Annotated in this window: 16 protein-coding genes and 1 tRNA gene; 4 read left to right on the top strand and 13 right to left on the bottom strand. The window is 58.0% G+C overall.

Annotation, left to right across the window (positions count from 1 at the left end; all coding sequences use genetic code 11):
• Positions 1 to 12: 12 nt before the first annotated feature.
• From MKJ04_RS17120 to MKJ04_RS17145, 6 genes are all read right to left on the bottom strand, one after another.
• The gene (locus MKJ04_RS17120) at positions 13 to 606 is read right to left on the bottom strand and encodes a lactate utilization protein C (protein ID WP_241642883.1); all 594 of its coding nucleotides are present in this window, start codon (positions 604 to 606) and stop codon (positions 13 to 15) included.
• Positions 599 to 1,978 (bottom strand): lactate utilization protein B, encoded by a 1,380-nt coding sequence (locus tag MKJ04_RS17125; RefSeq protein WP_241642884.1) that lies wholly within the window; start codon positions 1,976 to 1,978, stop codon positions 599 to 601. The genes MKJ04_RS17120 and MKJ04_RS17125 overlap by 8 nt, the downstream gene beginning before the upstream one ends.
• Positions 1,975 to 2,715, bottom strand: a complete 741-nt coding sequence (locus tag MKJ04_RS17130) for a (Fe-S)-binding protein (protein ID WP_241642885.1) — start codon at positions 2,713 to 2,715, stop codon at positions 1,975 to 1,977. Before MKJ04_RS17130 ends, MKJ04_RS17125 begins: the two co-directional genes overlap by 4 nt.
• Positions 2,712 to 4,106, bottom strand: a complete 1,395-nt coding sequence (locus MKJ04_RS17135) for an FGGY-family carbohydrate kinase (RefSeq protein WP_241642886.1) — start codon at positions 4,104 to 4,106, stop codon at positions 2,712 to 2,714. The genes MKJ04_RS17130 and MKJ04_RS17135 overlap by 4 nt, the downstream gene beginning before the upstream one ends.
• A 2-nt stretch (positions 4,107 to 4,108) precedes the next feature.
• Positions 4,109 to 5,383: a TIM barrel protein gene (locus tag MKJ04_RS17140; protein ID WP_241642887.1), complete on the bottom strand. Its 1,275-nt coding sequence runs from the start codon at positions 5,381 to 5,383 to the stop codon at positions 4,109 to 4,111.
• A gap of 285 nt (positions 5,384 to 5,668) precedes the next feature.
• Complete coding sequence (locus MKJ04_RS17145) at positions 5,669 to 7,795, bottom strand: bifunctional aldolase/short-chain dehydrogenase (protein ID WP_241642888.1); 2,127 nt, start codon at positions 7,793 to 7,795, stop codon at positions 5,669 to 5,671.
• 545 nt (positions 7,796 to 8,340) lie between these two features.
• On the opposite strand from MKJ04_RS17145, the gene MKJ04_RS17150 reads away from it, so the two are divergent.
• The 4 genes from MKJ04_RS17150 (at position 8,341) to purU (ending at position 13,915) form a co-directional block, all read left to right on the top strand.
• Positions 8,341 to 8,414: transfer RNA gene (locus MKJ04_RS17150), tRNA-Pro, on the top strand.
• Between the two features lie 607 nt (positions 8,415 to 9,021).
• Positions 9,022 to 9,561 carry a hypothetical protein gene (locus tag MKJ04_RS17155; RefSeq protein ID WP_241642889.1) on the top strand — a complete coding sequence of 180 codons (540 nt, stop codon included), beginning with the start codon at positions 9,022 to 9,024 and terminating at the stop codon, positions 9,559 to 9,561.
• Between the two features lie 386 nt (positions 9,562 to 9,947).
• A complete protein-coding gene (locus MKJ04_RS17160) occupies positions 9,948 to 12,893 on the top strand; it encodes an FAD-binding and (Fe-S)-binding domain-containing protein (protein WP_241642890.1) in 2,946 nt (981 codons plus the stop codon).
• Between the two features lie 182 nt (positions 12,894 to 13,075).
• Positions 13,076 to 13,915 carry a formyltetrahydrofolate deformylase gene (gene purU / locus MKJ04_RS17165; protein ID WP_241642891.1) on the top strand — a complete coding sequence of 280 codons (840 nt, stop codon included), beginning with the start codon at positions 13,076 to 13,078 and terminating at the stop codon, positions 13,913 to 13,915.
• A 341-nt stretch (positions 13,916 to 14,256) separates the two neighbouring features.
• On the opposite strand, the gene MKJ04_RS17170 is transcribed toward purU, so the two are convergent.
• The 7 genes from MKJ04_RS17170 to nirB form a co-directional block, all read right to left on the bottom strand.
• A complete protein-coding gene (locus MKJ04_RS17170; RefSeq protein ID WP_241642892.1) occupies positions 14,257 to 15,750 on the bottom strand; it encodes a rubredoxin domain-containing protein in 1,494 nt (497 codons plus the stop codon).
• A 282-nt stretch (positions 15,751 to 16,032) separates the two neighbouring features.
• Positions 16,033 to 19,563: a molybdopterin-dependent oxidoreductase gene (locus tag MKJ04_RS17175; RefSeq protein WP_241642893.1), complete on the bottom strand. Its 3,531-nt coding sequence runs from the start codon at positions 19,561 to 19,563 to the stop codon at positions 16,033 to 16,035.
• A gap of 402 nt (positions 19,564 to 19,965) precedes the next feature.
• Positions 19,966 to 21,327 carry an MFS transporter gene (locus MKJ04_RS17180; RefSeq protein ID WP_241642894.1) on the bottom strand — a complete coding sequence of 454 codons (1,362 nt, stop codon included), beginning with the start codon at positions 21,325 to 21,327 and terminating at the stop codon, positions 19,966 to 19,968.
• A gap of 63 nt (positions 21,328 to 21,390) precedes the next feature.
• Positions 21,391 to 22,674 carry an alginate export family protein gene (locus MKJ04_RS17185; RefSeq protein WP_241642895.1) on the bottom strand — a complete coding sequence of 428 codons (1,284 nt, stop codon included), beginning with the start codon at positions 22,672 to 22,674 and terminating at the stop codon, positions 21,391 to 21,393.
• A gap of 237 nt (positions 22,675 to 22,911) precedes the next feature.
• Positions 22,912 to 23,850 carry a molybdenum cofactor synthesis domain-containing protein gene (locus tag MKJ04_RS17190; protein ID WP_241642896.1) on the bottom strand — a complete coding sequence of 313 codons (939 nt, stop codon included), beginning with the start codon at positions 23,848 to 23,850 and terminating at the stop codon, positions 22,912 to 22,914.
• Between the two features lie 47 nt (positions 23,851 to 23,897).
• Positions 23,898 to 24,254 carry a nitrite reductase small subunit NirD gene (gene nirD / locus MKJ04_RS17195; RefSeq protein ID WP_241642897.1) on the bottom strand — a complete coding sequence of 119 codons (357 nt, stop codon included), beginning with the start codon at positions 24,252 to 24,254 and terminating at the stop codon, positions 23,898 to 23,900.
• Between the two features lie 41 nt (positions 24,255 to 24,295).
• On the bottom strand, positions 24,296 to 26,800 hold the full coding sequence (gene nirB / locus MKJ04_RS17200) for a nitrite reductase large subunit NirB (RefSeq protein WP_241642898.1): 2,505 nt from the start codon (positions 26,798 to 26,800) through the stop codon (positions 24,296 to 24,298).
• Positions 26,801 to 26,972: the final 172 nt, after the last annotated feature.

Genomic DNA, 26,972 nt, shown 5'->3' on the forward strand with positions numbered 1-26,972 from the left:
GTAGGCCTCAGGCTATTCCTCCTCTAAAATAAACACAGACAGCGTTCTCGCCCCGTGCGCGCCCAGCACCAGCGACTGCTCGATGTCGGCGGTTTTGGAGGGGCCGGCGATGAAGGTGCCGAAGCCGTACGCCTGCCCTCCTATGGCCGCGTAGGCCTGGTGCATGAGCGGCACAATGTTTTGCTGCGGAATCACCAGCGCCAGGTGCTGGCAGATAAAGGGCAGCACACGCACCGGCAGTTGCGCATCCGTTACCCACAGGGCACTGTTCTCCGCCACGCCGAACTGGGCGGGCAGAATGGCCAGGTCCACGTCCGCCAGGGTATGCGGGTCTGCATCCGCCGCCACGGAAACCTCGCCCAGGTCCTTTAACTCCGGAAAGGCAGTGATGACTCTTTTCGCGATGCTGTGCTCCTGCAACAGGATCCGCTTCACCTCGTCCATACCCTTTACCGGAAAAACCCTGCTTCCGATGCTCACGGCCACGTTTGTGAACTTCTCTACCAGGTCTGCATCCGCTGAAACAAAGGCAGGAACCTCCGGCATAGGCAAACGGTCCGGTTGGTTTCTGGCCACGGCCGCCAGTATAGTGTCTCTGCTAGGCATGTTTTTCTCTGTTTTTGTGGTACCACTCCCCAAAAGACTCTTTCGGGGGTATGGGCATTTCGCGCTGCTTGTACCAGGGGTTCATCTGATTGCTCACCACAAACGGTACATGCCGCATAAACCAGCGTCCCGCCTTGCCCGCCAGCCGGAAAGCGGTCGGTGAGGCAAATGCCTGCGTCATGGCCTTCATGCCGAGGGTTTTCTTTCTGTCCGCGTAGCCTTCCTTCACAATCACCTGCCGCCATTTGTAGAGCTGCTCGTGGATGTCGATCTTCACGGGGCACACGTTGGAGCAGGAGCCGCACAGGGTAGAGGCAAAGGGCAGGTCGGCGTGCTTCTTCATGTCAAGGTTCGGGGCCAGGATGGAGCCGATCGGGCCGGCCACGGCCGTGTGGTAGCTGTGGCCGCCACTACGCCGGTATACCGGGCAGGTGTTCATGCAGGCGCCGCAGCGAATGCACTTCAGCGAGTTGCGGAAATCCTCGCGGCCCAGCTGCACGCTCCGCCCGTTGTCCACCAGCACCAGGTGCAGCTCGTGGCCCGGCCTCGGCTCTCTGAAGTGGCTGGAGTACGTGGTGATCGGCTGCCCCGTGGCGCTCCGGGCAAGCAGCCGCAGGAACACGCCCAGGTGCTCCCTTTTCGGGATCAGCTTCTCGATGCCCATGCTGGCGATGTGCACATCGGCCAGGTGCGCACCCATGTCGGCGTTGCCCTCGTTGGTGCAGATCACGAACTCACCTGTCTCGGCCACCGCGAAGTTCACGCCCGTTAGGGCGGCGCGGCGCGTCAGGAAGGTTTCCCGCAGGTGCTGCCGTGCTGCCTCTGTCAGCACCTGCGGGTCGGCCATACCGGCGGGTGTGCCGAGGTGCTCATGGAAAAGCTCCCCGATCTCCTCTTTCTTCTTGTGAATGCAGGGTAGCACGATGTGGCTTGGCGGCTCCTTGGCCAGCTGCACAATGCGCTCGCCCAGATCCGAGTCAATCACCTCGATGCCCTGCTCGGCCAGGTACTCGTTCAGGTGGCACTCCTCCGTCAGCATCGACTTGCTTTTCACCATGCGGTCTATCTGGTGCTGCAGCAGGATGCCGTGCACGATGCGGTTGTGCTCGGCGGCATCCGCGGCCCAATGAACGATGATGCCGTTGGCTTTGGCGTTGGCCTCAAACTGCTGCAGGTAATCGCTCAGGTTCGACAGCACGTGCTGTTTTATCTGGGAGGCTGTCTCGCGGAGCAGTTCCCAATCGGGTATGGTATGGGCTGCCTTGTCCCGCTTCTGCCGGATGAACCACAGCGTTTCGTCGTGCCAGTCTACCCGTGGCTCATCGGCGTTGAACACCTCGGCAAGTGCGGCGTGGTCTTTTGTCTGGCTCATAGCGCTTGGGAGTTAAGGATTTCGGCGATGTGCAGCACCTTTACGTTGCTTTTCTGCCTTCGGAGAATGCCCTCCATGTGCATCAGGCAGCTCATGTCAGCCGCCGTGATATACTCGGCCCCGTGCTGCAGGTGGTCTGCCACGCGGTCCTTGCCCATCTTCACCGACACAGCCTCCTCCGCCACGCAGAAAGTACCCCCGAAACCGCAGCATTCGTCTTTCCGGGCAAGCTCGACCAGCTCCAGCCCCTCCACCATATTCAGCAACTGTTCCGGTTTGGAGAAAGGCGGCGCGACGAGCTCAGACATCTGGGCCAGCTTCAGGCCCCGCTGCCCGTGGCAGCTCTGGTGCAGGCCCACCCGGTATGGGAAGCGCGCCTGCAGATTGTCCACTTGCAGCACATCCGTCAGGAACTCGATCAGTTCATATATCCTTCCCCGGATGGCCGCAGCCTCGGCCGGGTGCTTGTCGGAGTGCAGGTGGTCTTTCAGGTGCAGCACGCAACTGCCGGATGGGGCCACGATGTAGTCAAAACCGCTGAAGTTTTGGATAAACAGGTCGTTGCTGCCTTTGGTCAGGTGCTCGAAGCCGGAGTTGGCCATGGGCTGTCCGCAGCATGTTTGCCTGGGTGGGTATACCACCTGCACGCCCTGCTTTTCGAGCAGTTCGAGGGTGGCGACGGCGGCATTGGGGTAAAACTGGTCAACGTAACAAGGGATGAAAAGGCCTACTGTCATAATTTGGCGTCGTGCGTTACCGCATAGTATTTTAACTCGATGATGTCGTTGGGGAGCGGTTTGGTGTTCCAGTGCCGGTGGATGGCCAGGGCAGTGCCGATGGCCGTGGCCTGTGCCATGGAGGCCGCGAAGACCTCTTTGTCCGGATAGGCGGCGGCCAGTAGGTTCATATAGATAGCATTTTTGCTAAAGCCCCCATCCACAAAAATCCGCTTCACATCCGAGCCCTCCAAAACAAGTTGCGTGGAGGCAACCTGCTGTGTCACCAGGTCCAGGATAAACTGGTGGTAAGCCTCCGTGTCGGAAGCGAAAGAGGCCAGATCCCGCTGCGCAAAAACAGACTCCTGTAGCCGGCTTTTAGGGGCCGTAGTGCCCGACACCAGCGCTTGCTCCCGCTGTAGCCTGTTGATGATCTCGGGGTCGAACGCGACTGTTTTATAGTGGGCGGCATTTTGGTTAAAATGCGCCGCGATACGCTTTACCTGCTGTTCGTGCTCATACCCCCCAAAGAACCTGGATGCCTTTACCGGCTTGCCTTTATACTGCATAAACCTCAGGCAATCCTTCTGCAGGTCCTCCTTTGTGAGCGGTGTTGCATTGAAGGGGTTCAGGCTGATGCACCAGGTTCCGGTGGAGAGCAGCACAAAGGGCTCCTGAAAGTTCACCAGGTATGGAATCAGGGCCGCTGAGCTGTCGTGCAGGCCAACCCCGACCACATAGCTGCTACCCGGAAACGTCGCGGGCACCACGCTATCTGACGGCACCAAAGGCGCCAGCTTCTCCAGCAGCCCCTCCTGCTTTACCCACGCATGGTAGTTTCCTTTCTGGAAATCCCACAGATTGGTATGGCAGCCGATACTCGTGATATCGGAATACGCTTCCCCCGAGATAAGATAGCTCAAATACTGGGGCAGGTGGAGGGCATACTTGACCTGTTTGAAAAGGTCTGGCTTCTCGTGTTTCATGCGGTAAAGCTGCATGCCGGAGTTCAGGCTCCCGAGCACCGGCGAGGCTGTCACTTTCGTGAACTCTTCCTCGCCCCCGTAGGTGTCGTAAAACTGCCTTTGCAGTTCCTCGGGGTATGGCTTCAGGTAACTGTACAAAGGGCAAACCGGCTTGCCCTCCTCATCGATGCAAACAAAGCTTGCCCCGTATGCGGAGAAGTTGATGGCCTTCACCTCGAACTCCTGCCGTCGGAACACGTCCCGCAGCGAGTTGTAAACCGACAGCTGCAGGCTCTCCAGGTTTTCGCACGGGAAGCCATCCTCATCCACGATCTCAGTAAAGCGCGCCGACTTCTCGTACACGATTTTATAGTGCTCGTCGAAGAGAAACAGTTTCTTGTTTGTCTTCCCTACATCAAAAATGGCGACTACAGGTATCTTTTGCATGCTTACAGGCCAGTTGCGACAGTCTTCCGTCCACGTTCTTTCACAAGGTTCTCCCGCACTTTCACCTCGCGGAACAGCTGCAGCGGGCGCAGCGCAGCGCCAGCGCGAAGCCGCGCCTCCGCCACCACTGGGCGCACGTCGGTGCGGTAAGCCTCCTGCAGGATCTCCTGGCAGCGCGCCACGTCGTTTTCCTGCTGGGCCTCCCGCAGCGCCTGCTGGTCTACCAGCAGCGCCTGGGTATACGCGATCATGATGGCCTCCACCGACTGCAGCAAATCCTCCAGCGGGTCTTTCACGTTGTGCGAGGCGTCGATCATCCAGGCCAGGCTCGTGGCGTGGTCCATGCTGCGGGCATCCATCCCGTCAATCAGGCTGCTGAAGATCAGGAACAGCTGGTAAGGCTTGATGCTGCCCGTGGTCAGGTCGTCGTCGCCGTACTTGGAGTCGTTGAAGTGGAAGCCGCCCAGCTTGCCCTCCATCAGCAGCAGCGACACGATCTGTTCGATGTTGGCGTTGGGCAGGTGATGCCCCAGGTCCACGAGGGTATAGGCTTTCGGGCCGAGCTTGTTGGCCAGCAGCAGCGACTGCCCCCAGTCGCCCACCGTCATGGAGTAAAAGTTCGGTTCGAAGGCCTTGTACTCCACAAACACTTTCCAGTCGTCGGGCAGGGCCGCGTATACCTCCTGCAGGCTCTCCAGCGTGTTTTCGAAGGCCTTGCGGAAGCTGAGCTGCCCCGGAAAGCTGGACCCGTCCGAGAGCCATACCGTCAGTGCGTCAGAGCCCAGTTCCATCCCGTGCCGGATCACCTCGATGTTGTGCTCCACCGCCTGCCGGCGCACCGCCTTGTCTACGTGCTGCATGGAGCCAAACTTGTAGCTCAGCGACTGGTCCGCCTGGTCCTGAAAGGTGTTGGAGTTCACGGCATCGAACCTGAGCCCGTGCTGGGCCGCCAGGGCTTTGATGGCTTTGTAGTCGCTGGGGATGTCCCAGGGGATGTGGAGCGAGATGGACCCGCTGGACTGGTTCAGGGCGTGCAGCAGGCCCACGTCCTCGATCTTCTCTTCCAGGCTGCGCGGCTCGCCGCCGCCCGGGAAGCGGCCGAAGCGGGTCCCGCCCGTGCCCAGCGCCCAGCTCGGGATTCCGATCTGGAAATCAACCAGCCGCTGCAGCACGTCGTCCACATTGGCAAGGGAGGAAGCCGCAAACTCATACCTGCGGGTGTGCTCCTGCGCATGCCGCTGGTTGAACTCGTCTATCTTATATTGTTCTATTTGCATACGTTCGTGTTCTTTAATGAAAAGCGTCCAGTGAATTGAAACAACCCATATGGTTTCATCTATACTGTCGTTTTATGTTGTGTCCCCCTTCGATGGGGGTTGGGGGATGATTACACCTGCGGACAATTTTGTTCAGAATATAGTCTGCAGCTACTTACAATTAAGTCAAAGCTTTTAAATGCTCCTATCGTTTCTCATCCCCCTACCCCCTTCTTTGTCGAGGGCCCCTACCCCCAAGGGGGACTTGTCCATATGGTGTACTTTTTGAAAGCTTTACTTTTATAGTTACCGCACAAAGGCCATGGCCACGCCGCCGTCCACGTTCAGCACGTTGCCGGTGGACTTGCTGAGCAGCCCGCCCACGAAGGCGAAGCAGGCGTTGGCAATATCCTCGGGCAGGATAATCTCGTTGAGCAGCGTGCGCTTGGCATAGTATGCAGGCAGCTCCTCCACTTTCACACCATATGCTTTGGCGCGGCCCTCGGCCCAGCCACCGGCCCAGATGTTGCTGTCGCTGATCACGGCGTCGGGGTTCACCACGTTCACGCGGATGCTGTCCCCGCCGAGCTCTGCTGCATTCAAGCGGCTCAGGTGCAACTGCGCGGCTTTGGCTGAGCCATAGCCCGCGTTGTTCGGGCCCGACACCAGCGCGTTCTTGCTCACGATGTTGAGCACGTCGCCGCCGATGTCCTGCTTGCGCATTACCTCCACGCCCGCTTGCGTCACCAGAAACTGCCCCTTCACCAGCACGTCGTAGAGCAGGTCCCAGTCTTTTTCGGAGTGGTCCTCAATGGACTTGGAGATGGAAAGGCCGGCGTTGTTCACCACGATGTCCACTCCCCCGAAGGCGAGGGCGGCCGCTTCAAATGCCTCTTGTATCTGGCCACCCCTGGTCACGTCCAGTTCGGCAGTGGCATAGCTGTCTTTGCCGTATTGCGCTCTAAACTCCTCGCTGGCATGCTGGAGGCGCTCCTGGTTCATGTCGTTGAGCACCACCACGGCGCCTTCCTCCACAAACCTTTTGGCGATGGCCTTTCCGATGCCACCGGCACTGCCCGTGATGAGCGCGATTCTGCCGGATAGGGCTTTGGGCTTGGGCATGCGCTGCAGCTTTGCTTCCTCCAGCAGCCAATACTCAATGTCAAAGGCCTCCTGGCGCGGCAGCGAGGTATACTCCGAAATCGCCTCGGCCCCTTTCATCACGTTGATGGCGTTGGTATAAAACTCGGAGGCCACCCGTGTCGTCTGCTTGTCTTTGGAGAAGGAGAACATGCCCACACCCGGATACAGTATAATCACGGGGTTTTTGTCTCGAACAGCCGGGCTGTTGGGGTGCTTGTGGTTCTCGTAGTAGTCGGCGTATAGCTGGCGGTATGCCGCGAAGGCAGGGGCCAGTCGCTCTTTCAGCGCCTGCACATCCGACAGGTCCTCGTCCGGCTTCAGGTCGAGCACCAGCGGGCTGATCTTCGTGCGCAGGAAGTGGTCGGGGCAGCTGGTGCCCATCGGGGCCAGCCTGTCCAGGTCGTTGGAGTTGATGAACTCGAGCACGCGGTCATCGTCGGTGAAGTGGCCGACCATGTGGCGCTCGCTGGAGCAGAAGCCGCGCAGCACCGGGGCCAGCGCGGCAGCCTGCTTTTTGCGAGCCGCCTCGTCCAGGCTCTGTATCCGGGCACCGCCGAAAACAGGGCCTTTCTTGCCGTAGTGTTGCTCCAGGTACTCGGCGCAGCGCTCGATCACCTCCAGGGTATTGATATAGCTTTCGTAGGCCGTGTCGCCCCAGGTGAACAGGCCGTGCGAGCCCAGCATGATGCCCCGGATGCCCGGGTTCTCGTCGAGGCACTGGCGCAGCTGCAGCCCCAGGTCGAAGCCCGGGCGCTGCCAGTCTACCCACCCGATGGTTCCGTCAAAGAGCTCCTCGGTTATCTTCTTGCCGTCTTTGGCGGCGGCAATGGCGATGGCCGCGTCCGGGTGCAGGTGGTCGATGTGCCTGAAGGGCAGGAAACCGTGCAGCGGCGTGTCGATGGAGGGTGCCTTGGAGCTCAGGTCAAAGATGCTGTGGTTGAAGAGTTCCACCATCTCATCCTCGTGCGCTATGCCCCGGTACACGTTCTTCAGGCTCCGCAGCCGGTCCACGTACAAAGCGGCCAGACCGCTGCGCTTGAGCGTTCCTAAGTCGCCGCCCGAGCCCTTCACCCACATCACCTCCGTCTCCTGGCCGGTGAGCGGGTCTTTGGCCATGGCCTTGCAGGAGGTGTTGCCCCCGCCGTAGTTAGTCAGCCGCAGGTCGGCCCCCAGCAGGTTCGATCGGTAGATCAGCAGCCCCACCTCATCGCCGGCAAACTTTGCGGCTTCTTCTTCCTCCCACAAATAGCTTACATGCTTGAATTCTGTTTTCGTCGTCGATTCTAACATATGTTCAGAAATTATAATTGCTTTTTTTAATGGATGAAATTTACAACGCGCTATAGCCAAGCGCTAAAGACTGTATGTTGGGGCTTGCCATACCCCTCAGCAGCACCGGGCATATACTATCGGCCTGTCTTTCTGTGAGCACTTCTAATTATTTTCTTTGACTCCACGAAAGCCTGCAAAAACGCAGGCCACGTACTCCATTGCAGCCACACCGCCTATCCGGAGAAAATGCCAGCGCGTATGCTCAGCTTTATCCGGTGGTGTGATTGATAGCCCTAAATTAAGAAGGAGAAAGCCAAATACTGTCCTGCACTGTCATGCTCAGCCAGGCATCGCTTCGCCGCTTAAAGCATGCTTGCATTTGATGTGTTGGGCTGCAAATTGTCCGTAATGGGACCTGACTCCGCATATTCCGCTTCTAAAAACGAAATTAACCATACGCCTCGGTGGGCAGGGGTATGGATGGCCCAACAAAAGTATTTTGTCGCCGCCCTGCCCTAAAAGCTTGCATATATTCTGCGCGGGGCTTAATTTGCCGTCAGTTTCGGGGTGTAGCGTAGCCTGGTATCGCGCCAGCATGGGGTGCTGGAGGTCGCAGGTTCGAATCCTGCCACTCCGACAACAGCAAAGGCCTTTCGCAGTTAGCGGAAGGCCTTTTTGTTTGAATTGGCTGGACGTGTTGCCATACCCTGGTGTATCTGTTGTTATATTCATCCTGGAGAATTTCTTCAAGAAGATTTTCTGGTTTTTTTATACAGCACCCGCTATAGCCTCTTTTACGACCTTGCCATTTCTTAACGCAGCGCATCTGAATTTTTAAAAGGAAACAGGCGAATCACCGCTGACGCAGCTTTAAGATCAAACTGCCACTTCAGGAACTCCCCTACGTTCTGACTTGGATGATGAAAGGGGTATGGACAGGAAGAAGTCCTCGGAGCTTACTGCCCTCTTCCTGTGCTTATACATGCTCCATAGCACCTGTTTACTACTTAACAAGCTTAAAGCCCGCCACATCGCTGTATTAGGCTTTTTTTATAGGCATCATAACCTTTTAGAGGATTTAGCATACAAGTAATATACGCTAACAAAATGCAGCAACACGCAATAAAATCCTCTGCTACAACCAAATAAAAAACGCACCAAACGGTATAACAAAGGATTGAAAGCTGCTGCTTTGGTATGGCTGAAAACGATAATACAGACAGCTAACTATAAACGCTAAAGCAATGATAAACCCCGTATTGACTTACCTGCACCAGTACTACGGCGACGATAAGTTTCATGCCCTGACTCCTCTGATGAAACAGAACCCGTCAGTGATCACGGAAACCTATATACAGAACCTCCACCTTGAGGGATTCATAGAACTGAAGGAGAAAACGGCTTTCGACAAGCCCAAGAACCAGGAGGGCATTCAGCCGATTTCGGGCAGAATGACCAAAAAGGGCATGTATTATATGGAGGGCAACCGAAAGATCGCCACCATCATCGAAGCCATCGAGAACCAGACGATCCTGAACCTGCTGCTCAACGATGGAAAAGGCCATGAGGAGCAGGTGGCGCTAGCGCCCTACGTGTATGGCAAAGACTCTGATGAGCAGTCCTGGGTGTGGGGCACCGTGCGCGACGGAGAGCACAAGCACCGCCGCTTCCTGCTGGATGATATCACGATCACAGAAACCGCAGGCGGCACGTTTGAGGTGGACCACGAAATGAAACTAAGTCAGCCGCGCGACATTGAGGTGGTGGCCCAGGTAAACTACTAAACCCTGCTGCGGCAACCAGAAAGCATGGCGCTGGCCGATTCCTGTTGCTTTGGCATACGCCAGCAAAACCTCCCTGCCGGTATACCTATCGGCAGGGAGGTTTTTTTGTGCCGGTTTATACCTCCTGCTGGCCTGAGGCACCCTGGCAGTCCCCTGCCAGCGCCTCTCTCCCCTATTCCCCGCTTTGAGATTAACGATTCGCTGCTTACCTTCGGGAAAAGAAACTTTAACAATTAGGCAACGCTTCGGCCCTTTTGCCTGCAATGCTGCTAAAAAACAGCCAAAACCATTGCTAAAGCTTTTATGCAACGTTCTACATTCGTCTTGTTACCCGCAGGAACTGCTTTATACCCCCTGTTCTCCGCAGGTACAGCGCTCTTTTATATATGAATCCAGAAAAACTAAAGCATCTTTCCGGGCAGCTGGAGGGGGAGTTTTATTTCGATAGCACCATGCGTACCCTGTACGCCACCGATGCCTCGGCCTACCGCGAGATGCCCCAGGCGGTCGCGTTTCCAAAATCCGTGGCCGACATCAAAAAGCTGATTGCCTTTGCAAGGCAGGAAGGCACCTCACTGATTCCGCGCACGGCCGGCACCTCGCTTGCCGGGCAGGTAGTGGGCCATGGCATTGTGGTGGATGTGTCGCGCACCTTTACAGAAATACTGGAAGTGAACCCGGCCGAAAGCTGGGTGCGGGTGCAGCCGGGCGTGATCCGCGACGAGCTCAACCTGTTCCTGAAGCCCTACGGACTTTACTTCGGCCCCGAAACCTCCACCGCCAACCGCGCTATGATCGGGGGTATGGTGGGCAACAACTCCTGCGGCTCCAACTCGGTGGTATACGGCAGCACCCGCGAGCATACCATCTCGGTAAAAGCCATTCTGAGCGATGGCACGGAGGCCGAGTTCGGTGAGTTGAGCCAGGAGGAATTTAATGCCAGGTGCCAGGGTATAAACACTTCCAGCGAGCTGGAAACGCGCATTTACCAGGCCACCCGGGCCATGCTCTCGCATACCCAAACGCAGGAGAATATCCGAAGGGAGTTTCCGAAGCCCAGCATCCAGCGCCGCAACACCGGCTACGCCATCGACTTGCTGCTGGAGTCGGAGCCTTTTACGGAGGGGAAAGAACCGTTTAACTTTTGCAAGCTGATGGCCGGATCGGAGGGCACGCTGGCGTTCCTGACCGAGATCAAGCTGCACCTAAACCCGCTTCCGCCTAAGGAAACGGGCTTGCTGTGCATCCATTGCCACAGCATCGACGAGTCGTTGCGCGCAAACTTGGTGGCCCTGCATTACAAACCAAGCGCCAGCGAGTTGATGGACCACTACATCCTGGAGTGCACCAAAACCAACATCGAGCAGAGCCAGAACCGCTTCTTCGTGAAAGGCGACCCCGGCGCGATCCTGGTGGTAGAGCTTAGTGACGATACGCCGGAGAAAGTCAGCGAACGGGCCGCGGCGCTCGTGCGTGACCTGGAGAAGAACAAACTGGGCTACCACTACCCGCTCGTAACCGGCCCTGACACCAAGAAGGTATGGACGTTGCGCAAGGCGGGCCTCGGGCTGCTCTCCAACATACCGGGCGATGCCAAGCCGGTGGCCGTGATCGAGGACACCGCCGTGGACGTGGCCGACCTGCCGGAGTTTATCCGCGAGTTTAACCTCACGCTGGAGCAGTACAACCTGTTTTGCGTGCACTATGCCCACGCGGGCAGCGGCGAGCTGCACCTGCGCCCCATCATCGACCTGAAAACCGAGGAAGGCAACAAGCTTTTCCGCGACATCGCCACCGAGATCGCGCACCTCGTGAAAAAGTACCGCGGCTCCCTCAGCGGCGAGCACGGCGACGGCCGCCTGCGGGGCGAGTTTATACCCTTTATGATCGGGGAGGAGAACTACAAGCTGGTGGAGGAAGTGAAGCGGGTATGGGATCCGGGCAACATCTTCAACCCGGGAAAGATCGTGAACACGCCCTCCATGAATACCTTTCTGCGCTACGAGCCTGGTCAGGAAACGCCGGTGTTCGACACCGTTTTCCGCTTTAGCCAGGTAGGTGGCGTGCTGCGGGCGGCAGAGCTTTGCAACGGCTCCGGCGACTGCCGCAAAACGCACCTGACGGGTGGCACCATGTGCCCCAGCTATATGGTAACCCGCAACGAGCGCGACACTACGCGTGGCCGTGCCAACATGCTCCGCGAGTTCCTGACCCGCTCGCCGAAAGCCAATCGCTTCGATCACGAGGAGATAAAGGAGACTATGGACCTGTGCCTTTCGTGCAAAGGCTGTAAGTCAGAATGCCCCTCCAACGTGGACGTGGCCAAGCTGAAGGCGGAGTTTTTGCAGCATTACTACGATGCCAACGGCGTGCCGTTCCGGACGCGCATGGTGGGTAACTTTACCAAGGCCAACAAGCTGGCGGCCTTGGCCCCGGGCATCTACAATTTCCTGTTTAAAAACGATGCCACCGCTGCCGTAGCCAAGAAAATGATGGGCTTCGCCCCGAAGCGCACTATTCCGCTGCTGCAGGAAACCACCCTGCAAAGCTGGTTCAAGCAGCATAAGCGCAAATCGGGGTATGGCAACGGACAGCAGGCCAAAAAGAAGGTATACCTGTTCTGCGACGAGTTCACCAATTACAACGACACCCACATCGGCAAAACCACCGTGCTGCTGCTCGAGAAATTAGGGTATGAAGTGGAGATTCCGAAGCACGAGGAAAGCGGCCGCACCTATATGTCGAAGGGCCTGCTGCGCGAGGCCAAGAAACTGGCACAAAAGAACGTGGCCATGCTCAAAGACATCGTCACGAGCGATACGCCACTGGTAGGTATAGAGCCGTCCTGCATCCTCTCTTTCCGGGATGAGTACATTGATTTGGTGGACGCCGATCAGGAAGAGGACGCCAAAAGCCTGTCGATCCACTGCCTGCAGTTCGACGAGTTTATCGCCCGCGAAATCCTGAACGGGAACATCGACAAAGGCCTGTTTAAAGAGGAGCCGCGCCTGATCAAACTGCACGGGCACTGCCACCAAAAGGCGCTATCGTCGGTGCTGTATACCCAGCAGATGCTCACGCTACCGCCCAATTATAAAGTAGAGGTGATTCCGTCGGGGTGCTGCGGTATGGCCGGTTCTTTTGGGTATGAGGCGGAGCATTATGATGTGTCGATGCAGGTGGGTGAGTTGGTGCTGTTCCCGACGGTGCGGCAGCAGCCGGAAGAGGTGATCATCGCGGCCCCCGGCACGAGCTGCCGCCATCAGATCCACGACGGCACCGGCCGCAAAGCCCTCCACCCGATTGAGGTGCTGTATGAAGCGCTGCGATAAGGTATAACCTGATACAGGCATTATCTGCCCCGCCAAGGAGCAGGGCCTAAGCTTGCTTTCGCTCGCGTCCCGCGAGTGTAAGGTATAGTTGGGCCTCTGGCCCAGCCGGGTTACAAACCCGACATCATTTAAAGACACCCCGAAAGCATTCGGGGCGCCAGTGTAAAAGAGAATAAACGCTCATGCAAACAAACATCCTCCTCATCAACTGCCCCGACCAGAGCGGGCTTGTCTTCAAGGTCACGAATATCCTGTACAACAAGTATGACCTGAACATCATCAGCAACGGGGAGTTTGTGGAGCGCAACTTTAACCACTTCTTTATGCGGACGGAGTTTTCGGGCGCGTTTGACCGGGAGCAGCTGTTGAAGGAACTGTATGCCGTGTTGCCAGCCAACGTGGAGATCAGCCTGACGGACCAGAAGAAGAAAGACATTGTGCTGCTGGCCACCAAAGAGCACCACTGCCTCAGCGATTTGCTGATCCGGCACGCCTTTAACGAGCTGAACGCAAACGTGCGCTGCGTGATCAGTAACTACAACGTGCTGGAAGACCTGACGCAGAAGTTCGGGATCCCCTTCCATCACATCAGCCACGAGGGCATGAACAGGGAGGCGCACGAGGCTGCAGTGCTGGAAACCGTGCAACGGTATACCCCCGACTTTGTGGTGCTGGCCAAGTACATGCGCATCCTGTCCGGTGAGTTTGTCTCGCACTTCTCAAACCGCATCGTCAACATTCACCACTCGTTCCTGCCTGCCTTTGTGGGGGCCAACCCCTATGCGCAGGCCTATGAGCGGGGCGTGAAAATCATCGGGGCCACGGCCCACTTCGTCAACAACGACCTCGACCAGGGCCCGATCATCGCGCAGAACGTGATTCCGGTCGACCATACGCACAGCGCGCGCGAAATGGCGCAGGCTGGGCGGGACGTGGAAAAGAACGTGCTGGCAAAATCGCTGCGGCTCGTGCTCAACGAGCGGGTGTTCGTGTACCGCAACAAGACGATTATTTTCGAATAGAATCGGCCTTAAAATAAAAGACCCTGACAGGGCTCATCACCTGCAGGGGCTTTTACCCATGGAAGCACCGCTATGTCAACTCCCACGGAAATCTTTGAACTTGCAGCCTTATCCTGCTTTTAAAAGCACAAGCCTACAAAACTGTGAATGTCCGCGCTCCAAACTCATCCCATTGGAAGCAGTCAGCACGGGGATTAGGAAATCCCCGGCAGGTGGCTTTCGGACAAAGAAGTCCGAAAGAGCAGTGAGCATTAGTCAGGCAGCGAACAGTGAGCAGTAGTAGCACTGATGTTTAATCTTAGCAGTGCAGTTTTGCGCGTAGCCGTTTATACCTCGGTGCGTCATGCATTCTCCACTGGGGCCATCTCCACGCGCGCGAAATCCGCTTTCGGGGCTTCGCAGGTGGGGCAGCTGTAGACGGGGATACTGTCGAACGGGGTGCCCGGCGCTACCTCGTTCAGCGCGTCGCCATACACTTCGTCATATAGGGTATAGCAGTGGCTGCACTGGTATACTATATGCGCCGCCTGCTCCTCCGCCCCGGTTCCATGCTCTTCCTCCTGGTATACCATGCCAGCCATCCGCTCCGGCGTACTCTGCAGTTCATAATAATAGTTACACAGCTCCACCAGGGCCGGGCTCAGCTCCGCTCTGCTCACATTGTTCCGAAAGCTGATGAAATCCTTGGAGTTGGGGTTAAACTCGCGGGTATACAGTATCTCGAAACATTCGCTGCTGAGGTCGGGGCACGGCACCTCTTTTTGCTGCGCCCGAATAATAATGGAGCCGAACAGGCCCGTCTTGGGCTGTGTTTTGATGGCGAAGCACAGCCGGTAGGTCCGCACATCCTCCTCGTTAAACTTGCGGACGAGGTGCTTTTTCAGTTCCAGCCCGTAATCGCAGAGGTCCTCTACCTGCCAGTTGAGCTCGTTGGAAGCATGCCGTACATTTACCCGGTGCTTGCACAGCGCCACCTCCCAAAAGTCACGGTCGGTGAGTTCGATGCCTTTGATGATGATCGATTTCCAGGGAGTGGTATACAGCTGGCCCACCCGTGTCTTCAGGCAAATCTTGCAGACGTCCTTCAGAAAAGTCACCGGGAACAGCTCGTCGCGGCGGTAGATGCCCAGCCACAGCTTACTGTCATACCGGTTGAACCCCTCGTAGTAGGGCAGCTTGAAATCGGGCAGCTTGAGCGCCTTCGTAACGGGTTGCACCACAAAGTTACCGGACGCGGTCACCATGCCGTGAAGCACGTTTCCCTCAATGGCTGGCTGGTCGTAAAACTGCTCTCTGTTCCCGAACACGATGCTCTCGATGGTGCTGCTCAGGCGGGGTATATCCTCGGAGTACACCAGCGAGGGCCAGGCGTACAAGATATTGGTTTTTGGGAAGCGTATGTATAAATACCAGTAGTTGCTGGTGTCGGAGGCGATGAAGTTGAGGTTACCGGTAAAAAACGGAAAGAAGGTCTGGTTGTTGTCCACGAGGCTTATCTTCAGCTGGGGCCTGTAGTCGAACAGGTCCAGGATATCCTTGTATACCCCCTCGCGCAGCCAGTCGGCATGGTATAAAATGTCCTCGGTGGCGTAAGAACTGATGATGTTGGGATGTATGTCGGCGTCCAGCTCAAACATGATGTCGGCCGCCAGCAGGTCCTGCTGCAGCACCTCCAGCCGCGTTTGCTCCACATAAAACATAACCTGCTGCCGGTTGCCGAAGCGCACGTGCGCTACTCCCGCTTTCTCGGCCGCCTCCAGTATGGCATACATATCGCCGGCAGACACCATCCCGCCCGGCAGGTTAATCTTCACTAAGTTCTGTTTCAGCGTCATGTCTTCTTTCGTTTTAGCGCAGGTATAATTTTCGTTTTCAATACCTGCTGTTACGCCATGTCGTTTTTGTCCCCCTTGGGGGTAGGGGCCCTCTACGAAGAAGGGGGGTTGGGGATGAGAGGCGGCCGGAAGTAGCTTTCCTGCTTCTGCTTGATGAGAAACAGCCTCTAAAATATCTCACATATGATTGTCCGCACGGAGTGTCATCCCCCTACCCCCTTCAAAGGGGGACTTTTACGAACTGCGCCGCTCTTTTGCGGAACGTCAGTCAATCAGATAAAATCAACCATGTGTTTCGCTTACCGCCTCCTGCATGCTGGCACGGAGCGCCGCTTCCAGCAGTTGTTTCACCTCCGGCCTGCAGGAGCCGCAGCCCGTTCCGGCCCCGGTGCTGCTGCACAGCGCCTTCAGGTCCGTGCAGCCTGCTGCCACCTTCTGGCTAATGTTGCCGCTTCCCACGTTGTTGCAACTGCACACCAGCCTGCCCAGTACCGGCTCCGCTTTTTTGCCGCTCCGCAGCAGCTGCAGACGCTTCTCACTCAGCTCTATTTTATTTGCTATCAGCTCTTTATACTCCTGAAACTCGGTCTTGTCCCCGATCAGGATCGTGCCCACCAATCTGTCCTGATGAATGATGCACTTTTTGTAGTAGCGCTTCGACTTGTCGATAAACACCACCTCCTCATACTGCTCCTCGTCCGGGCTCTCGGCCAACCCGATGCTGCACAGGTCGAAGCCGTGTATCTTGATGATGTTCATGAAGGTGCTGCCCTCGTAGTAGCTCGCGATGTTGCCGTTCAGGTGCTGCGCCACCACCTCGGCCTGCTGCTCTGCCGCCGCCGTGATGCCATACAGCACGCCCTCAAACTCCGCGATCTCACCGATGGCGTAAATGCTTGGGTCGTTGGTCTGCAGCTTCTCGTTTACCAGCACCCCGCGCTTGCAGTCGAGGCCGCAGGCACGGGCCAGTTCCAGGTTGGGCACGGTGCCGATGGCGATGATCATGGCGTCGCAGTCTATCCGGTGGCCACTCTTGAGCCCGATTCCGGTCAGCTTCGACCGCCCATAATAGAGCTGCACCTCATCGTTGTAATAGATGTCGCAGCCCTGGTCCACCATTTCCTCGTGCAGCAGCTGACTGCCCAGCGGGTCGAGCTGCCGGTTGAGGAAGCGCGACACCCGTTGAATGATGGTAATTTTTATACCGATCTCGCGCAGCGATGCGGCCATTTCCAGCCCCAGTAAGCCCCCGCCCACAATCACCACATGCCCGTTTTCCGGCACATGGCTCTTAAAACCGTCGGCATCCAGGCGGTTGCGCATCGTAAAGATGCCCGGCAAGGACGGCATGTGCTTGGGCACGGCGGCACGGCTGCCCGTGGCCATCACCAGCACATCATAAGGCGTTTCGATGCCCCTGGAGTCCGTCACGATTTTGTTTTCCCGGTCAATCTTCTCCACGCTCACGCCCCGGAGCAGCTCAATGTTATAAGCCGGTTCCTCCGAGTCGGGCATCTTCACGAGCTGCTGCCAGCTTTGCTGCCCGCTGATATAGTCCGGGAGCATCACGCGGTTGTAGAACGGGAAGTCCTCCTTGCTGAAAATCGTGATCGCATCATCAGGGTTCACTTCCCGGTAAGACTTGACGAACCCGTAGGCACCCGCCCCGGCGCCTATCACAACAATGCGCTCAAACGGCTTGCTGTATTTCTGCACCTGCACGGCGCAGAACTTGAAGTCCGGCTCCTTCGAGATCGGGTCCAGCTGGTCGTTGGTCACATTGTTGGCGCGGTGCAGGTCGCTGCCCAGAATCTTGCCCCAGTGCATCGGCAGGAATACCACGCCCTGCTTTATATTGGCCGACAGCTTCGCCTTTACGCGCACCTCTCCCCGCCGCGAGGTCACTTCCACAATATCGCCCCCGGCAATGTGCAGGCACTCCGCGTCGGCAGGGTGAATCTCCAGAAAAGCCTGGCCGATGTGCTTCTTCAGCTTGTTCACTTTGCCGGTCTTGGTCATAGTGTGCCACTGGTCGCGGATACGGCCCGTGGTCAGGATGAGCGGGAAATCCGCGTCGGGCTGCTCGCTGGTCTGCGCATCAGACGGGGCATGGATGATGGCCTTGCGGGAGGGGGTATAAAACACCTTGTCCGTGAAGAGCCGTGCGGTGCCGTTGCCTGTATCGCCGGTCTTAAAAGGCCACTGCAGGCTCCGGTTTGTCTGCAGCATCTCGTAGCTCAGGCCGGTCGCGTCGATGTTGGTGCCGGCGGTGAGCTGCGTGTGCTCTTTGTAGATGTCGGCAAAGCTAACATAGTCGAACCCGCGGTAGCCCATCTTGCGGGCGAATCGGCAGATGATCTCGGCATCGGGCAGGGCCTCCCCCGGCGCATCAATCACTTTGTCGAGGTAGGTTACGCGTCGCTCCGAGTTGGTCATGGTTCCCTCCTTCTCGGCCCAGGCGGCGGCAGGCAGCACCACGTCTGCGTAAGCCAGCGTCTCGGGTTTGTTGCTGATCTCCTGCACCACCACAAACTTCGCCTTCTTCAGGCCCTCCTCGGCCATGCGCGCATTGGGCAGGCTGGTGAGGGGGTTGGTGCACAGAATCCAGATCGCTTTCAGGCGGCCGTCGTTCAGGGCCTCGAACATCTCGGTGGCCGTGAGGCCCGGCTTCCCGGAGATAACTCCGCCGCCCCAGAACTGCTGCACCTCCGCGCGGTGCGCCGGGTCGTTCAGGTTGCGGTGCGCCGCCAGCAGGTTGCTCAGGCCGCCCACTTCCCGGCCGCCCATGGCGTTGGGCTGGCCCGTCAGGGAAAAAGGCCCAGAGCCCGGCTTTCCTATTTGCCCCGTAATCAGACTCAGGTTCAGCAGGCTCAGGTTTTTGTTCACGCCCACGGCGCTTTGGTTCAGCCCCATGGTCCACATCGAGATAAAGCCGGTGGCATTGCCGATGTAGGACGCCGCCAGCCGGATGGCCTCCTCGGTCAGTCCGCAGATCTGGGCAGACCTGGCCAGGGTTTTCTGGAACACCACCTCGCGGTACTGCTCAAAGCCCTGTGCGTGGTTCCGGATAAAGTCAAGGTCAATGTCGCCGTTCTCAATCAGCACCCTGCCAATAGCGTGGTTCAGGGTCACGTCGGTGCCGGGGTTTAGCTGTAGGTGTAGGTCCGCGATGGCGCAGGTGTCGGTTACCCGCGGGTCCACCACGATGATTTTCACATCCGGGTTCTCGGCCTTGTGCGCCTCCACCCTGCGCCACAGAATGGGGTGGCACCAAGCGGGGTTGGCCCCGGTCACGTAGAAGCAGTCGGCCAGCTCGATGTCGTCGTAGCAGATGGGCACGCTGTCCTCGCCGAGCGCCATTTTATACCCTGCCACCGCGCTGCTCATGCACAGCCGCGAGTTCGTGTCGATGTTGTTGCTGCCGATAAAGCCTTTCATCAGCTTGTTGAGCACGTAGTACTCTTCCGTCAGGCATTGCCCCGAGGCGTAAAACGCTACCGACTCCGGCCCATACTTCTCAATAAAAGTCCGGAATACGGCGGCCGTACGTTCCAGTGCCGCATCCCAGCTCACGCGCTGCCGTGGCATGCTCTTGCTGTAGCGCATCTCGGGGTATAGCAGCCGGTCGCTCTTGTCGTTCACGGTATACTGCAGGTTCATGCCTTTGCTGCAGAGCATGCCCTTGTTCACGGGGTGGGATTTGTCGCCCTCTACGGCAACAGTTCCGTTTTTCTCCCGGCGCACCACCACACCGCAGCCCACGCCACAGTAGCAGCACGTGCTTTTGAAAGAATCCTTTTGTTGCGTATCCACGGGCATTGTTGTTTGTTTCTATGTTGATGATGAAGCTGCGATGGAAGCTCTGTTTAGGCATCCGCCTTCAAGGAGCGGGCCGTTTCGTTCTCCCATTTTGTCATCCTGAAAGGATCTTGGTGGCCAGTAGCATCAGCTTAACTTCCCGGGGGAAGGGGGCCTCTATTTCTACCAAGTTTCTTTACAGAATGACACGCAGGTTTGACTCTGGTATAGTTTGAATGAAATGACTCTGCTCCGGGAAAGAGGACGCTTGCGCCATCGATATAGTATGGGCCTGTGGCCCAGTCGAGTCACAGACTCGACGCTATTGTAAGACACCCCGAAAGCTTTCGGGGCGCCATAGATAGAATAGAATTGAAGCTTTCTCACCGCACCGTACGCATACCCCTGAAGGCAGCGTTATACCTCCTCGGCCTGAAGCTCAGGCTCGGCTACGCGCATGGTTTGTTTCTCGGCCAGCAGCAGTTCCATTTCGGTTTGCGCCTCGTGCTCCATTTCCGGAGAAAAGCGTATCAGCAGCGTCAGGACGGAGGTACTGGCCACTACCAACCCGATGATAAACAGCGCCTCGGGGTACGACATATCGTCTACCTTAAATAGGAAGCCTGCCGCCACGGCACCGGCGTTACCCCCGGCACCCACGATGCCCGCCACCGCGCCCATCCCCTTTTTGTTGATGAACGGCACCACCGAGAAGGTAGCCCCCTCTGACATCTGCACGAAAAGACTGAAGACAACCATCGCGATAATAGACAGCGGCAGCACCGTCATCTGGGAGAAAAGCAGCAGCGCCAGTCCCTCCACCAGTATCACGGCTCCCAGGAACCATACCCTGCCCGAGAGACCCCAGCGGATACCGGCCTTGTCGCCGAAGTAGCCGCCCAGCGTACGGGCGAAAATGTTCATCAACCCGAACAAACCTGCAATCAAACCGGCCGTCGCCAGGTCGAGGGAGAAGTAGTCATGGTAATAGATGGCGGCAATGTTGTTGATGGTCAGCTCGATACCGAAGCAGGCGCCGTACAGTACGAACAGCGCCCATACCCGGTAATCTGCCGCAGCCTTCCAGAAGGGAACGGTGTCTTTCTTCTTCTTCGCGGCCGCCGCGTCAGACAGTTCCGAGATGTTGCCCTGCGGCGTGTCTTTGGTATACTTGTAATAGGCTATGCCGCACAGGATCATGGCGATACCCGGCACCACCATGGCGTAGCGCCACGCCTCGGCCTGTATAAAGCCAGCCCCCACAAAGGCGGCGAACACCAGCGGCATCACCATCTGCGTGATTCCCCCGCCCAGGTTACCCCAGCCGGCGGTGGTGGCATTGGCCGTGCCCACCACGTTGGGCGCGAACATGACGGTGGTATGGTACTGCGTGATCACAAACGAGGCCCCGATCACACCGATGGCCAGCCTGAAGAGCAGGAACGACTCGTAGCTGTTGCTCAGGCCGATAAACATGACCGGGAGTGCGCCGATGATCAGCAGGCCGGTATAGGCGATGCGCGGCCCGATCTTGTCGCAGAGCCAGCCAATGGCCAGGCGGGCCACCACCGTGATGGCCACCGAGGAGATAATGATGTTGCCGATCTGGTCTTTGGTGAGGTTCAGCTCGTCCCGCACCACGGCCATCAGCGGCGCAATGCCGAACCAGCCAAAGAAGCACAGGAAGAAGGCGAGCCACGAAAGGTGGAACGTGCGCATAGGAATCGTCTTCAGGCTGAAGAGATTGATAGAGGATGCTTTTCCTTTTGATGCGTTCATACTGTCAGAATTAAAATTGTGATTGATTGAGGTATGGAAAATCTGGTTTTTGCCTAAAAAATATTACTGCTTAAACAGGACCGGCTTGAAGGTGAGCATAAGCCAGCCCCACTGGTTAACGCCGCTCCCGGACTTGCCTTTCAGCGCCTCCATCGACTCGGTGGCATAGAGCTGCGAGTAGCCCGCCTTCAGGTTGAATTCGGGGCTCACGTTCAGGCTATATACCAGGTCGATCTCCTCCCCGAGCCGCGACGACAGCTTGCCGCCAGCCTCCGGGTCATACACCGTGGCCGCCGATTCGAAGTGGTGGACCTGCGCGAGCAGGTTGCTCTTCTCAGTAAGCTTAAAGCTTGTCTTGAGGTATACATCTGCTAGCCCGGCGGTGCGCCCGGCCTGCCCGTGGTTGTTGCCCACGTAGAAGTAGTCCATCAGGCCGTAGAAGGCGTGGTTGGTGCCATACAGGGGCACAAAGGCTTTGTTGCGCGTGTCGTTGGCATCGGAGCCGGACAGGTAGTCTACCCCCACCGTGAGCGGGGTGAGGCGGGTGGCGAAGGTGGCTTTCAGGGCCGCCAGGTAGGCGCTCACGGTTTTGCCCGATGGGTCTTTGCCGCCCTGGTAGTATAGCTCGCCTCCCAGCAGCACCGGCCCCGCTTTCCGCTCGCCCACCAGCCCGTAGGTTTGCCGGAAGAACACGGTGGAGTCTGCTGCCCGCTGGCGGCCGTCGTTAAAGAGCAGGCCCGACAGTTTCGCATCGCCCCAGGTTTTGTGCAGCCATACATACTGCATGGTTTTGTAGTTGTCGGTGCTTGTGTAGTAGGTGTCGGCCAGCTTGGCGGGCTCAAACCCGGCGTTCTGGTTAAAGGCCCCGCCCACGTGCACGGCAAAGCCCGTCGTGTCGGCATACATCAGCCGGACGGCGTCGTGGCTGCGGCCCTGCTGCGCCCAGTCCAGGTTGCCCAGAAAGCGCGCGTTGTCGTAGTCCAGCTCCTGCCGCCCCACCCGCACCGCCAGCCGTGGCGTGAGGCTATACTCGCCGTATGCCTCGTAGAGATTGAGGAGGCTGGGGTCTGTTTTATAGATTTGGTTGGTGCTGCCCCAGATGCGCACATCCTGCAGCGACATGCGCAGACGCAGCCTGTCGGCGCGGTAATCGGCGTTGAGCCGCGACCGCTGCTCAACGAAAAAGGCCGGGGAGCTGCTCTCTGCCAGCACAGTCTTGAAGCCGTCGCGGTACTCCGCCCGCGGCCGTATCTCCGCCGACAAAGAGAACTGCGCAAAGGAATCCTCTGCGCACAGCAGCAACAGACCAATTGCAAAAAGGGTGATTCGGGTACAGATTCCTTTCATGGTATCTTCGCTAAAGTTGATTTTTTTGGGTTGATTTTATCTGTGGATGAAAGGCTTGCCGCCTCCGGGCCTCAGCGTGTTGCGAGGCCATGATGATGCCGTATGGGATAACTTAGCCCGAGCGATGCACGCACCTGTTCTGCGGTGGCCGTGTGCTTCAGAGCCAATGTCTTGTCAAATGCCTGATCGGCTGGTATACTGTATGCGTTGTGCCCCGCTGGATTGACTGTGCTAAACCTAACTGCTGCGCCGCATCATCCTGCGGGCGTGAAACACGGCGGGAAGGAGCGCTTCCAGTGCCTCGCGGGCTCCGCTGGTGCTGCCCGGCAGCGTCACGACCAGGGTATTGCCGATGGTTCCTGCCACGCCCCGGCTCAGCATGGCCAGCGGGGTTCGCTGCTGGCCGTGGCAGCGCATGGCCTCCACGATGCCCTCTGCGCGTTTTTCCAACAACTCTTCCACAGCCGTCACGGCATCGCCCTGTGTTCCCAGCCCTGTGCCGCCCGTCGTGAAGATGAAGGGCACATCAGCTGCCACCCAGGCCCGCAGTTGCTCCTGTATCTGGGCTGTGGCGGCCGGCACCACCGCGAAGTGCGGCACGCTGGCCCCCGCCTCCTCCAGCATGCGCCGGATGAGCTGGCCGCTGTTGTCGTTGCGCTTGCCGCTGGCTTTCGCATCCGAGCAAACCAGCACGGCACAGGTGGGGGAAGTTGCTACGGACTTGCCCTTTTTGGTGTTTGCCTCCAGCAGTCTGATGCTCCCGATCTCGAGTTGCGCGTCTCTTGGTCTGAGTTTGTCGAGCATCTCCAGCGCGGCTACCGTTACGGCAGTGAGCACCTGCATCTCCACCCCGGCGCGGCCAATGGATTTCGCCTCGCCCAGTATCACGATGCCCGTCCGCTGCAGCACCTCCTCCGGAAAGTGGGCCGCGTGCTGCTCGCCGTCCAGAAACTCAAAAGAGAGCTCCATACTGTCGAGCGTTGCCGCATGGCAGCCCGGAAGAAGCTGCGGCGTTGCCTTGGCACCCAGAAACCCTGCCGCCCGCGCCACCTCAAACAGACACTCCGCCGAGAACAGGTGTGCCCTGAACGTCTCTACTGTCTGCTTTGAGCAGAACAGCACCCCGACTGCGCGGGCGCTGCGGAGCATGGTGGTATGGTGGGTGAGGTCGTGCATAGGCGCGGGCAGGTATGGGGCCGGACAAGTAGATGGCGGCGAGCGCCTTACTCGATGCCGATGTATACCTGGTCGCCCTCCACTTTCACGGGGTAGGTTTTCAGCTCGTAGTCGTCTCCGGTGAGGCACTCGCCTGAAAGGAGCGAAAAGGTCTTTTTATGAAACGGGCAGGCCACTTTCGGCTCGCAGGTGTCGCCGGTGCTCCCGATCATACCCCGCGAGAGCACCATCTGCTGCTTGTGCGGGCACAGGTTCTGGGTGGCATACCACTCACCCCGGCGGCTGAAGTTGAACACCGCGATCTGCTCGTCGCCCACCTTCACGCAACCACCTCCATTTTGCGGAATGTCGCTTGTCGTGCAAACGAAAACCCACTCTACTGCTGCAGCTACTATCGTATCCATATCTTGCTTTGTCTAATTGCTTAAAAATAAATCTATACCCCCTACCACTCCTTGGCCTTCACCTGCTCGCGCATGGTGTCGAACTGCACGTTGGGGTCTTTCTCTTTCGGGGCGTTCACGAAGTGCGAGAACTGCTTGCGCAGCTCCGGGTTGTCCACCACCTCTTTCCACTCGCAGTGGTAACTGTTCACCAGCGCCGCCATCTCGGCTTCCAGCTGCGCGTTTATACCCAGGCTGTCGTTGATGATCACGTTTTTGAGATAGCTTATACCCCCCTCCATCTTGTTGAGCCAGGTGGCGGTGCGGGTCAGGGAGTCGGCAGTTTTGATGTAGAACATCAGGTAGCGGTCGAGGTACTTCACGCAGGTTTCCTTGTCGATGTCGGTGGCCAGCAGCTGAGCGTGCTGCGGCTTGGAGCCGCCGTTTCCGCCCACAAACAGGTTCCACCCCTTCTCGGTGGCGATGATGCCAAAGTCTTTCGACTGTGCCTCGGCGCACTCGCGCACGCAGCCGCTCACGCCGCCCTTGATTTTGTGCGGTGCCCGGATGCCGCGGTAGCGCTCTTCCACCTCAATGGCAAACGACACGCTGTCGTGCAGGCCGAAGCGGCACCAGGTGCTGCCCACGCAGCTTTTCACGGTGCGCAGCGCCTTGCCGTACGCGTGCCCGCTCTCAAACCCGGCGTCGATGAGCTCCTCCCATATATCCGGCAGGTCGTTCAGGTGCGCCCCGAACAGGTCGATGCGCTGGCCGCCCGTGATCTTGGTATAGAGGCCGTACTTCTTGGCCACCTGCCCGATCACGATCAGTTTATCCGGTGTTATCTCCCCTCCGGGGATGCGCGGCACCACCGAGTAAGAGCCGCCTTTCTGGATGTTGGCCAGGTAGCGGTCGTTGCTGTCCTGAATGGTGTGCTGCTTCACGATCACGTCGTTCCAGAGGCTGGCCAGGATGCTGGCCACCACAGGCTTGCAGGTTTCGCAGCCGTCACCTTTGCCCAGCTGGTCAAGGGTATCGTCGTAGGTTCTGATGTTGTGCATCTTCACCAGGTCAAACAGCTCCTGGCGGGCATAGTCGAAGTGCTCGCACACCACGTTTTTGATGTAGGTGCCGTTGGCCTTCAGGGTCTCGTTGATCAGGTCCTTCACCAGCGGCACGCAGCCGCCGCAGCCCGTTCCGGCCTTGTTGCACTTCTTCATCCCCTCCACGTTCATCACGCTCAGGTCTGTCACGGCGCTGCAGATGTCCCCTTTGGATACCGCCTCGCACGAGCAGATCAGCGCCTCGTCGGGCAGGCTGGCCACCCCTGCCCCCGCGCTGGCCTCGCCGCCCCGTGCGCCTAAAATCAGGTCTTCGGGGTTTGGCGGCAGCACGATGTTGTTGTTCACGGTTTGCAGCAGGAGGTTGTAGGCGTCTGCGTCGCCGATCAGCACGCCGCCAAGCAGGTACTTGCCGTCGTTGCTGATGTTGATGCGCTTGTATATGCCTTTGTGGGAGTCTTCGAAAACGATGGAGCGGCTGTCGGGCTCGGTCACGAACGGGTCGCCGAAGCTGGCCACGTCCACCCCGATCAGCTTCAGTTTGGTGCTCATGTCGTAGCCCGTGAAGGCTCTCTGACCGGCGCACAACTGCGCGGCCACCACCTCGGCCATCTCGTAGCCCGGGGCCACCAGGCCGTAAATCATCCCGTCGTAGAGGGCGCACTCGCCGATGGCGAAAATGCTGGCGTCGCTGGTCTGCATCTGCTCATTCACCACGATGCCGCCGCGCGTGCCCGTCTCCAGGCCCGCCAGTTTGGCCAGCTCGTCGCGGGGGCGTATGCCCGCCGAGATCACCAGGATGTCTACCTCCAGCGAGGTGTCGTCGGCAAAAGCAAGCCCTTTGATGGTATCGCCCCCCGCAATGCTGCTGGTGCTCTTGTTCAAGTGCACGTGCAGGCCCAGCGACTCAAGTTTAGACTGGAGCATGGCGCTTCCGGCGGAGTCTATCTGCCGGGGCATCAGCCGCGGGGCAAACTCAATGACGTGCGTTTCCTCCATGCCCAGGTCGATGAGCGCTTTGGCCGCCTCCAGCCCGAGCAGGCCACCGCCCAGCACAGCACCTACCCGGGCTGCTTTGGCATAGTGCTGTATCAGGTCCAGGTCCTCGATGGTGCGGTACACAAACACGCCGTCTTTTTCCACGCCCGGTATGTCGGGCACGAAGGCCGACGAGCCGGTGGCCAGCACGAGGTAATCATACGCCAGCGAGACGCCTTTCTGGGAGTGTATTGTCTTTTCGGTGCGGTTAATCTCCATGATGGGGTCGCCCAGGTGCAGGTCGATGTTGTGCTCGCGGTACCAGCCCAGGTGCGACATCGACAGGTCATCGGCTGACTTGCCGTTGAAGTACTCACTCAGGTGTACCCGGTCGTAGGCGTGCCGGGGCTCTTCGCCAAACACCACCACACGAAAGGCTTTGGTTTTCGCGAGCAGCTTCTCGCAGAACTTATACCCTACCATTCCATTCCCTACTACCACTACTGTCTGGAAATCTTGCGGAGACATATCCATACTTTCTGATTTCTGATAAAATTTATGTTAATGCTATATGGGGTATCCCTCTATAACCTATAGGAGTTGCTTAACTACTATGCGGTCTAAAACCCCATCATTTTAACAACCTTACAATCAAACTTATAAAATAATTACCAATATCTCATTATATAGGATTTGTGTT

The organism is Pontibacter sp. E15-1 (genome assembly GCF_022601975.1).
Classification (GTDB): Bacteria; Bacteroidota; Bacteroidia; order Cytophagales; family Hymenobacteraceae; genus Pontibacter.